The sequence below is a fragment of the Achromobacter sp. genome (assembly GCF_050285585.1).
In the GTDB taxonomy this organism is placed as follows: Bacteria; Pseudomonadota; Gammaproteobacteria; order Burkholderiales; family Burkholderiaceae_B; genus Achromobacter.
Window position 1 is genome coordinate 1 of the sequence record NZ_JBLZXF010000071.1, and the last position, 9453, is coordinate 9453.

The 9453-nt window shown below is 62.8% G+C and carries 12 protein-coding genes; 3 read left to right on the forward strand and 9 right to left on the reverse strand.

Features of this window, described 5'->3' with window-relative positions; genetic code table 11:
- Positions 1-442: 442 nt before the first annotated feature.
- The 4 genes from ACN6PJ_RS30655 to ACN6PJ_RS30670 all read right to left on the reverse strand — a co-directional run bounded on the left by ACN6PJ_RS30655 (position 443) and on the right by ACN6PJ_RS30670 (position 3541).
- Complete coding sequence (locus tag ACN6PJ_RS30655; RefSeq protein WP_427999417.1) at positions 443-1069, reverse strand: pyridoxamine 5'-phosphate oxidase family protein; 627 nt, start codon at positions 1067-1069, stop codon at positions 443-445.
- Positions 1070-1204: 135 nt separating this feature from the next.
- Positions 1205-1510, reverse strand: a complete 306-nt coding sequence (locus ACN6PJ_RS30660; RefSeq protein ID WP_427999418.1) for a cupin domain-containing protein — start codon at positions 1508-1510, stop codon at positions 1205-1207.
- Between the two features lie 238 nt (positions 1511-1748).
- Complete coding sequence (locus ACN6PJ_RS30665; protein WP_427989782.1) at positions 1749-2012, reverse strand: hypothetical protein; 264 nt, start codon at positions 2010-2012, stop codon at positions 1749-1751.
- A 581-nt stretch (positions 2013-2593) separates the two neighbouring features.
- Entirely contained in the window at positions 2594-3541 is a 948-nt protein-coding gene (locus ACN6PJ_RS30670) for a T6SS immunity protein Tli4 family protein (protein ID WP_427999419.1), read from the reverse strand.
- 150 nt (positions 3542-3691) lie between these two features.
- Between ACN6PJ_RS30670 and ACN6PJ_RS30675 the strand changes: the two genes are divergently transcribed.
- Positions 3692-3802 (forward strand): DUF3363 domain-containing protein, encoded by a 111-nt coding sequence (locus ACN6PJ_RS30675; protein ID WP_427999420.1) that lies wholly within the window; start codon positions 3692-3694, stop codon positions 3800-3802.
- 27 nt (positions 3803-3829) lie between these two features.
- Here ACN6PJ_RS30675 and ACN6PJ_RS30680 read toward each other — a convergent pair whose 3' ends face one another.
- On the reverse strand, positions 3830-4762 hold the full coding sequence (locus tag ACN6PJ_RS30680) for a LysR family transcriptional regulator (protein ID WP_427999421.1): 933 nt from the start codon (positions 4760-4762) through the stop codon (positions 3830-3832).
- Between the two features lie 106 nt (positions 4763-4868).
- Between ACN6PJ_RS30680 and ACN6PJ_RS30685 the strand changes: the two genes are divergently transcribed.
- Entirely contained in the window at positions 4869-5618 is a 750-nt protein-coding gene (locus ACN6PJ_RS30685; RefSeq protein WP_427999422.1) for an SDR family oxidoreductase, read from the forward strand.
- A gap of 162 nt (positions 5619-5780) precedes the next feature.
- Here the strand turns inward: ACN6PJ_RS30685 and ACN6PJ_RS30690 are convergent, their stop codons facing one another.
- The 4 genes from ACN6PJ_RS30690 to ACN6PJ_RS30705 all read right to left on the reverse strand — a co-directional run bounded on the left by ACN6PJ_RS30690 (position 5781) and on the right by ACN6PJ_RS30705 (position 9062).
- Entirely contained in the window at positions 5781-6338 is a 558-nt protein-coding gene (locus tag ACN6PJ_RS30690; RefSeq protein ID WP_427999423.1) for a substrate binding domain-containing protein, read from the reverse strand.
- Positions 6317-6754 (reverse strand): LysR family transcriptional regulator, encoded by a 438-nt coding sequence (locus ACN6PJ_RS30695; RefSeq protein WP_427999424.1) that lies wholly within the window; start codon positions 6752-6754, stop codon positions 6317-6319. Before ACN6PJ_RS30695 ends, ACN6PJ_RS30690 begins: the two co-directional genes overlap by 22 nt.
- A gap of 42 nt (positions 6755-6796) precedes the next feature.
- Complete coding sequence (locus ACN6PJ_RS30700) at positions 6797-8020, reverse strand: ISL3 family transposase (protein ID WP_427999425.1); 1224 nt, start codon at positions 8018-8020, stop codon at positions 6797-6799.
- A 142-nt stretch (positions 8021-8162) separates the two neighbouring features.
- A complete protein-coding gene (locus tag ACN6PJ_RS30705; RefSeq protein WP_427999426.1) occupies positions 8163-9062 on the reverse strand; it encodes a LysR family transcriptional regulator in 900 nt (299 codons plus the stop codon).
- An 86-nt stretch (positions 9063-9148) separates the two neighbouring features.
- Between ACN6PJ_RS30705 and ACN6PJ_RS30710 the strand changes: the two genes are divergently transcribed.
- Positions 9149-9453, forward strand: a 305-nt coding sequence (locus ACN6PJ_RS30710) for an NAD(P)H-binding protein (protein ID WP_427999427.1), incomplete at its 3' end; no start/stop codon positions are given.

Consider the following 9453-nt stretch of genomic DNA (forward strand, 5'->3'; position numbering starts at 1 on the left):
CTTCATCTCGCTTCCTTCTCGCGTCAGAAGCTATTTTCTCAAATACCCAGTGGTACGAATTTCTCAGAGCAGGTCACTTCATTGTCTCCTCCTAGGCGGGAAGCATTATGAAGCTTCTAACCATCGAGCGCGCACCGAACGCGGATATTCAAGAGAGGATGCAAGCGCCATGGCGTAGCTTCTGGCGTAAGTTCGGGAGAGTTCGGGAAATTCTCCCTATGGGAATTACCCATGCATCATGGGGGTGTGGCCGGCGTGGGCCTCGGCGGCGGTGGTCTGTGTTGCGGAATTCATGCCCGTGATTGTATCGGGCCGGGGCGGGGCAGGGGCGGGCGCCGCTTTTCATTCCTCCAGACGGCGCTCATCGGAGCCGCCGTTGAAGAGCTTACGAACGTAGCCTGGCGGCTTTCCCCAGGATCCCGATCGAGCCCGGGGCAGTGACTCAATACAACGTGCTGGCGACCCGCGCCGGCAGGTCGCGGTCGTAGGCCGCGCCGTCGAAGGTGCCGGCGCTCAGGTCGGACAGCATGCGGCCGACGCTGGGCAGCGCGGTGCGGGGGATCTGGGTGGCGGGGTCCCACAGACGCGAGCGCAGCAGGGCGCGCGAGCACTGGAAATAGACCGTCTGCACATCGACGATCAGAACCGAACGCGGCTGCTTGCCGTCCATCTCGAAGCGTTGCAGCAGCGCCGGGTCGACGCTGATGCGCGCGGTGCCGTTCACGCGCAGCGTCTCGTTGACGCCGGGCACCAGGAACAGCAGCGCCACGCGCGGCTCGGCCAGGACGTTGCGCAGGCTGTCGATGCGGTTGTTGCCGCGCCGGTCCGGCAGCAGCAGGGTTTTTTCGTCCTCGACCACGACGAAGCCAGCGGGGTCGCCGCGCGGCGACACATCCAGGCCGCCCGGGCCCGAGGTGGCCAGCGCCGCGAACGGGGCGGCCTCGATGAAGGCGCGGTAGTGCGGATGGACGTGGTCCACTTCTTTCTTCAGCGAAGCTTCGCCCGGTTCGCCATACAGGGCTTGCAGGGCGGCGGCGTCGGTAACGAGGTGGGCGGTGTCCAGGGGCATGGCGAAGGCTCGGGGAAAGGGGGGCGGCGGGCTATTGGGCCCGTACCGGCCGGCATGCTGCAATCGGAGAAGGATACCTCACGGGTGCCGCCACTTTCCCGCTCGCACCCGGCGAGCGTCATATCAGTCGCGCCCTCAGCTGCCGACCGGATCGACGATCATCAGTACGCCATGGCTGCCCGCGGCGACGGCGTGCGGCACGCCGGCAGGCGCCAGGTACATGCTGCCGGCCGCGACCTCGACCGCGTCGCCGTGGACCGGCAGGCGTAGCGCGCCGCTCAGGACGATGAGGGCTTCGTCGTAGTCGTGCGTTTCGGCGGGAGAGGGCTGGCCGTCCATCCGCAGGATCTTGACGTTGCAGCCGCCCGCTTGGGCGAGCACGCGGGATTTCCTGGCGTCGGGCAGGCCGTGGGCGGCGTCGACGAGATCGAGCAGGGGCATGCTGGGTGTGGCGGGCCAGGGCCCGCAGCGGAACGGCGGCGCGGGTACGCCCCGGGGAAGGGGAAAAGCCGGTTCAGGCTTCCTGGCCGTAGCCGAAGGGCCAGCGGCGGCGGGTGGGTTCGGGCTTGGCGGTGTCTTCTTGCATGTTTTTCTCCGTAGGGTGCATTCGGGGGGATTCTATTTCCCGAGATGTAACAGCATTGCAAGGGATCGTTAGCACTCTATCGCTGCGGGCTCGTCAGTCGGGCGCGAACAACGTGACCTGGCGTTCGAGTGCATACGTGGCGCGATAACTGGCGGGCGTGGCGCCGCGATCGATCAGCAGCAGGCCCTCGCGCTCGGCCGCGGCCAGAACCTCGCGCAGCTTCTGGCCGCCGTCCAGGCCGGTGGCTTCCTGTAGCCGCCGCAAGGGCAGGTAGTCGCCATTCTTGACGCCGGCCAGGCGCGGGAAGGCGCTGAGCCAGATGCTGCGACTGGGCGGGGAGTTGATCAGACTGGTCATGGGGCGGGCTTCCCTGGCGGTCGGATTGCTGTATGGATGAGGCTCTTCGCCGATTTGTGTGGGCTGAGTATTTCAGGGGCCAAGTGCTCGAAGCCGAGCTTATACCGCCTCTTGTTCAGCGTCAGTGTGTTGGCCTCACCGCTGGTGGATTGATGAGCTGACAGCTGCGAGCCGGAAAAATTGGTCTTCCGTAATCCTGCCTGCTACATAGGGGTAGCTCACGAAACGGGAAAAATCGTACGCTTAGCCGAGGTGGGCATTCGCGGCGAACGGTGCCGTATTTGCTTGCCGCGCAGAGATGAATTGAAAACGAATTTGCAGAACCTATGCAGAAATCCCTAATCCGCAGGGGGATAGGATGAGCCGTGATGGAATTGTCGTAACCGGTGACCAGACACTTTGAGTGTTTGGCGTGGCGGTTGCCCGCAAGGGCGGTATGACCGCCTGCACAAGATGCAACGGGCACTTTCCCAAATGCGAGGAAATCAAGTGATATCAACGTTCGGCCAGGGCTCGGGTGCAGCCGAGCCTGCCAGCCGTTGGTGAATACCAAAATCGTCGCGACGAGTGTGCGACTTAGTTCAGCGCAAGCGCGCGCCCTCCAGAATCGCGTTCCAAAGGGCCATGAAGTGCGCCTCGGGACTCCCGCCTGACTCATCGTTCTCGGGGAAATGCGCCCAGCGTGCCGGTTCCGTGTCACCGTCGTAGGACAGTCCTAAACTGAAATCGATCGTCGGCCGCGTGATCGAGCCGACCTCGCCGGGGAAGTGCCAACGCGCACTGATATTTGTGTGGTAATCATTGCCCAGTTTCTCGGTTGCGGCGCTGATGTACTCATCTCCCGCGACACCCAGGATCGTACGCCTTCGATCACGCAGTACTTGGCCCCGGAATTCGTCATTGTTGAACGCAGCGTAGTTCGCCTTGCCGGGGGTACGCCCTGGGATCTGTTCGGCCGAGTACAACGTCGTCGTTTCGAATTGGAACTGCAACGGCGGCGCACCAGGGATATCGAAGACAAAGCGCACGGCTTCACCATTGCGCGCAGCGCCTGGGCCCGGGAAGAAGCTGCCGGCCGCGCACAACCCTGCTTCAGTCGGCATGGCGTCGAATTCGCGGACCTGCAGGTTGCGCATCGTCGCGGCAATGTCTGTTTCCGAGTTTAGAACTGGTTCGAAATAGAAAAAGTGGCCATCGCGCCAAAGAAAGCCTTCGGTTTCGTGCAACTCGTCACCTTCAGGCTTGCGGCTACCGAGTGTTACGCGCAGATGCTCATATGTGAAAATGACCGCTCCGTCTAGTGGACTGGACCGCGTCGAAGGAGAAGCATATGGGTTTCCATAGATATCGTGCGTCTTGTGCTGCAACTCCAGCCAGCGCTTTTCGATAAGCTGATCGAAGTCGAAGCGGGAGATCTTGCGCTTGAACGAGAAGTCGGCTTCGATGCCGGAGGTGGCGATGGACACGGTGCTGTCGCGCGGCAGCGGCACGGTAAAGCGGCCAAGGCAAAAGGTCTTCAGGTTTCGCATGGTAGCTCCGATTTCGGCCGAGCTCGGGTCACGGACGTGGTTAGGCCAGACGGCCTGGAAGAGCGCCCAGGCCAGGCCCGCAGCGGCGAGCAGACCTACGGTGCGGCGTATCCACCGTTTTGAAAATGGGGGCATGGCAGATTCAGGCTCGTGCCATGGAAACCGATGATCGAAGATCGGCTGGGGCACGCGATGAGCGCGACGGTTCGAGGTGGCCGCGTGTCGTGGATATTCGTACGCCAGCAGAATCTATCTCCATAGCAACAAACGTCAGCTACGAAACTTTGCCTATACAGGTTCAGGTGCCATCCGAGCCAGACCTTTTGGATCTAGAAGCTCTCCCGCATGACTCACAAGTAGTTCGAGGAACATTCTTGTTTTCGTGAGCATGTGTGATCGGGCCGGATATATCGCGTGAACATCCATGGACTGGAACCTGTACGGTGAGAGGACGGGGATCAGTCTACCGGCCGCAATCTCGCTTGCGCACACGGGCATGTGTAGAGCCCCGATCCCTGCTCCTCCCACAAGCGCATCGAGCAAAGGCCTCCAGTGATTCACGCGCCAACACGTACGGATCGGTACTTCGACGACCGACGTGTCAGGACCGATCAGGCGCAGACGGTTATCCGACGCCATCCCCGCGATACGAATGAAAGGATGCGTGATCAATTCTTGCGGCGCTGCTGGTTCACCGAATCGGGACAGATAGGCCGGTGATGCGAGCAAGACACGATCCACTGAGCCAATTCGTCGAGCGATGAAGTTTCCATCGCTGATGCGCCCCACGCGAATGGAGAGGTCAACCCCCTCCACTGCAGGCTCAACAAAACGGTCGTTCAGTGTGAGATCAATGCCCAGTTCAGGATGCAGGGCTTGGAATTTCAGGAGAAGTGGGGGCAGCGTGACCTCGCCCAATCCATGCGATGCGGCGATACGAAGTGTTCCCTTGAGCGAGCCGTCGAGCAAATTGACGGCGGCTTCGGCGTCGTCGGCCGCTTCCAGCGCCAGCTTGGCTCGGTCATAGAACAGGACCCCAGCGTCCGTCGCACGCACCGACCGCGTGGTTCGATCCAGGAGGCGGACCCCCAGATGCCGCTCGAGCCGTTCCACGCGCTCGCTCACCGTTGGTTGCCCTAGATTCAGATCTCGAGCCGCAGCAGACAAGCTGTTCCGGTCCACGACCCGGACATAGATGCGCATGGCTGCAAGAAGGTCCATAGTTATTTATCGTTTTTTGCGATGAGAATTATAATTATTAAATAGTATCTCAATTTTTATCCGATGAGTAAGATTTTCTCCTTCAACACACTCGACGGATTCCATCGTGCATTCTGACGTACCAACCAACGTAAACCATCGCGCCCTCCTTCTCGGTCAGACTGTTGCTGTCGTTGGCGGGTCGTCAGGGATAGGCCTTGCAGTCGCGGCGCGAGCAAAGGATCTTGGGGCGAATTTGATCTTGATCGCCCGCGACCGGGATAGGCTGCAAGTCGCCGGAGATTCGATCGGGGGAGCAAGATTGGTCGCCGCTGATCTATCTGACACTGCGGCAACACATTTGATGTTCGAAGGGGTCGGCAGGCTCGATCACTTGGTGATCACAGCCGGAACCGCGCAATTGCTGCCACTGAAAGCGCAGACGGCAAACGAACTTCTTCAAGTGATGACCGAGCGGGTGGTCGGGCCGTTGCTTGCAGTGCAAGCGGCTGCGGCCATCATGCCGCCACACGGTTCGATCACTTTGACATCCGCGCAACTGGCGACGCGTCCCATCAGTGTGGGCGCCGTCATGGCCGGCGCGGTGGCGGCCATTGAGGCCATCACTACCGCTCTTGCCCTGGAACTGACACCGGTCCGTGTCAACGCCGTGGCGCCTGGCATGGTTGACACGCCCCTCCTGGAACGCCTCCTCGGGGACGACAAGCATCAGGTTTTCGTGAGAACCGCGGCGGATCTTCCTGCCAAACGGGTCGGCGCTCCCGACGATGTTGCCCAAGCCGTTCTGTTCTTAATGACGAACAGCTTTACAACTGGAGAAGTCCTCCATGTCGACGGTGGTGGTCGATGGATTTGAGCACTCGTCGGGTTGCTCGTGGTGATCCGCGAAAGCACGAATGAGCATGCTCGGGTCATCCGATGACTCCACGCCTCGCTGTGCTTCACCCTCTGGATTGCCATATCGCTACCGAAGCGATCCTGGCATTCTTGCTTCGCGGGTCAGTTGATGGACTGCGGCTTACCTGTCCGCATCCCAGGGCGCCTTTCGCCATTGCGCGGCAAGGAAGTCCACGAAAGCGCCCACCCGGCGCGGCAACGGATCGCGCCGCACCCGCACGATGCTGATCGTCGAGAGCGTGGCCCCCCATTCCGGCAACACGCGTACCAGCCGGCCGTCATGCAATTCCGCGTGGATGTCCCAGGTTGCGCGCAGCATGATCCTCATGCCGGCCATGCTCCAGGCAGGCACGGCGTCGCCGTTGTCGCTGCGCAGATCTCCCACGATGCCCACCACCTCGGTCCTGCCACCGCGGCCGCCGTGCTTGAGCGTCCAACGGTTCTGCCACAGGCCGGGATAGGCAAACAGCAGGCATTGGCGCTGGGGCAACGCGCGGGGATGGGAGGGGGCGCCCATACGCTGCAGGTAGGCCCGCACTGCCACAAGGATCCGTCGGCTGTCGGCCAGTTTGCGGCCGATCAACCGGGAGTCGGCGAGCTGGCCGGCGCGCACGGCCAGATCGATGTCACTGCCATAGAGATCGACCACATGGTCGCTCAACTGCAAGTCGAAGCCCACCTGGGGATGAAGCTCGCGGAAGGCGGCGATGACGGGCGCGAGGTAACGCCCCCCGCCGCCACGGGCGCCGTCACGCGCAAAATGCCCGTCAAGGTCTGGGCGCCTTGTCGGGCCACATCGGCGGCCTCGTCGAGCAAGGCGAGCGCCGGCCGCACGCGCTCGACGACGGCTCGGCCCTCGTCGGTGATGCGCAAACGCCGCGTGCTGCGCTCGAACAGCCGTGCGCCCAGGGCCGCTTCCAGGCGCGCGATCTGCTTGCTCACGTTCGCCGGAGCCAGATCCAGCGACCGTGCTGCGGCCGAGAAGCCCTCGCAGTCCACGACTTTGAGGAACACGGAAAGGTCATCAAGATTGCGCAAGGTCACTTGTTCCAGATCAGCATAAGTGTTGCGCCAACAACATGTTCTGATCTTCAATGTCCGCGCCACAAGCACACGCCGATCTCCACCCTGGCTTTCCTAGTGAGTCATATCCAGCTTGCCATAGTGGAACAGGATGCCAAGCACGAACCGCGCCTTGCTCCGATAACCTCTTGCCTTCACGCGCATCGCCCGGATTTGGCTGTTTAGGGCTTCGGCTCTGGCATTGGATACCCGCAGCCGCATGGCGTTGAGGATTCCCCAGAGCCGCGTCTCGATCTGATTGGCCACGCCGCGCAAGGCCGTGATGCCGGTCTGTCTGGCGACCTGGATCCACACTTGCCATGCTTTGGCCGATTGTCTCGGGTAGTAGCCTGTATGCCAGATCTCGCGCGCTTTTTCCTTGAGCATCCAGACCATCGCTGTGTCTAGTAGACTAGCTGATAGCGCTTGCATGCGTTCGCGGGCGAAGTCCGACAGATGTGCGCCGCGCCGCAGCCAGTCGTAGCGACTGCGATGAATATCCCGGCGTAACCCATAGTCAACCCGGTGTAGCTCGCTTTTGCGGGTGTTGTCTACCGCTTCGCTGAGCACTTTGGCCACGTGAAAGTGATCGAATGCGATCTTCTGCTGTGCATCAGGCAGACTGTCGAGCGCTGCCTTGATGTAGGCCCCACTCATATCCATGGATACGGATCGGAGCTTCTTGCAGCGCCTGCGCCCGAGCGTTTTGAAATAGCGGCGCAGGCTCTCGGCAGACCTCCCGTCTTCAACCGCAAGCACGCACTGCGCCGACGAGACAATGGTCACGTAATCGCGCCCCTTGGCGAACGCAACTTCATCAACGCAGATGTGGGTCTCGCTGGCGATACGGCGCCTCCGTAGTCCGCGGGTCACCGCCCGCCGCAGAATGCCGTCGATCGCGCTCCAACTTAATCCCAGGCGACGGCTGACTGCATGGATCGTCGTCTCCCGCAGCCAATCCAGCACCATCATCTCGAACTTCTTGGTGTAGCGGCTGTTGCGACTCGCCCAGGCAATGCTCACCTGCACGCAGCCATGTTCCGGGCACTGCACCCGCGGGACATCGGCTTCTATCCAGGTCTGATACTCGCAGGTATCCAAGTGGCGCCAACCGCGCGCTCGACTGTCGTAGCCAGGACAGGCTTGCCGACAATACGGGCAACGCAATGGGCTACCAGGCTCGGGGCCAATGAACACCGTTATGGTCTTCAACGCCTCGCTCACCGTCACGTTCAATACATGCCACGGCTTGCGCAGGCCCAGAATCTTCGCGTAGAGATTTGCATCGTTCATACGCATATTTAACTGCAATCAGGCGCTTCTACCCTTGAGCCGGCTTGCCCACACACTTCCGCGAAGACCCATGGATGAACAGTATATCCGAACGTCGGACTAATTCCCCGTGGCATGTCGCACCGGCACCGGAGCCGGGCCGCTGGCACTAGCGCGCTGCCGCCGTATGGGCCAGCAGGCATTGCACCAGCGCGTCGAATACCGTCTTGCAACGCGGGCTGGCGCGCAGGTCTTCGTGCATGGTGATCCAGGTTTCGAGCTGGAATGAGACCTGGTCGGGCAGCACGCGCACCAGTTGCCGGTCGCGGCGGGCCAGCGCCACCTGGCAGACGCCGATGCCGGCGCCGGCGCGGATCAGCGCCAGTTGCGCCAGGTCGCTGTCGGCCCGCAGGGTGAAGCTGTCGCGGCTCCAGGACACCGCCAGGCGCTTGCCGGCGCCGCGCAGGAAGGGCGTTTCGGTGTCGTAGCCGATCAGCGTGTGGCCGGACAGGCCGGCCAGCGTGGCCGGCGTGCCGCAGCGGCGCAGGTAGTCCTTGCGCGCGTACAGACCGATCTCGACATGGCCGACGGGGCGCGCGATCAGTTGTTCCTGCTTTGGCGGCGCCATGCGCACGGCGATGTCGGCTTCGCGCAGCAGCAGGTTCTGCACGCGGTTGGTGGGGGCCAGCTCGAGGGTCAGGCGCGGGTGGTCGCGGCGCAGGCGCGCCAGCACCGGCGGCAGCACCTCGATGCCGATGACCTCGCTGGCCGAGATCCGCACGGTGCCGGCCACGCCAGGGCCTTGCGCGGCGGCCGCGCGTTCCAGGGCCGCGGCATGGCTGTGCATGGCTTCGGCGTAGCCGCGCAGCGACAGGGCGGCGTCAGTGGCCAGCAGGCCGGTCTGCGAGCGGGTGAACAGGACCTGGCCCAGGGCCCGTTCGAGCGCCGCGATGTGGCGGCCGACCGTGGGTTGGGTGATGTCGAGCGCGCGCGCGGCGCCGGACAGCGAGCCCTCGGCGAGCACGGCGAGAAAGCTGCGGTAGAGTTCCCAGCCGATCGGTTTGGTCATGCATAAATGTATAGCCGCGATGCGAAGTTCGGCAATTTATTTTGTATGGCCGCCGCGCCAGAATGGTCGCCATGGATTCATGGGAGATGAGCATGAGGATGATCGAATCGAGCCGGCCGGGCACCGCGCTGGTGCTGGGCGCCACCGGCGGCGTCGGGGGCGAGGCGGCGCGCCAGTTGCGTGACGCCGGCTGGGGCGTGCGCGCGCTGGCGCGCGGGCTGGCGACGGAAACGGCGCAGCGCGATGGCATGACCTGGCTGCGCGGCGATGCCATGAACCGCCAGGACGTGGCGCGGGCGGCGCTGGGGTGCGAGGTGATCGTGCATGCGGTCAATCCGCCCGGCTACCGCCGCTGGGGCGAGTTGGTGCTGCCGATGATCGACAACACCAT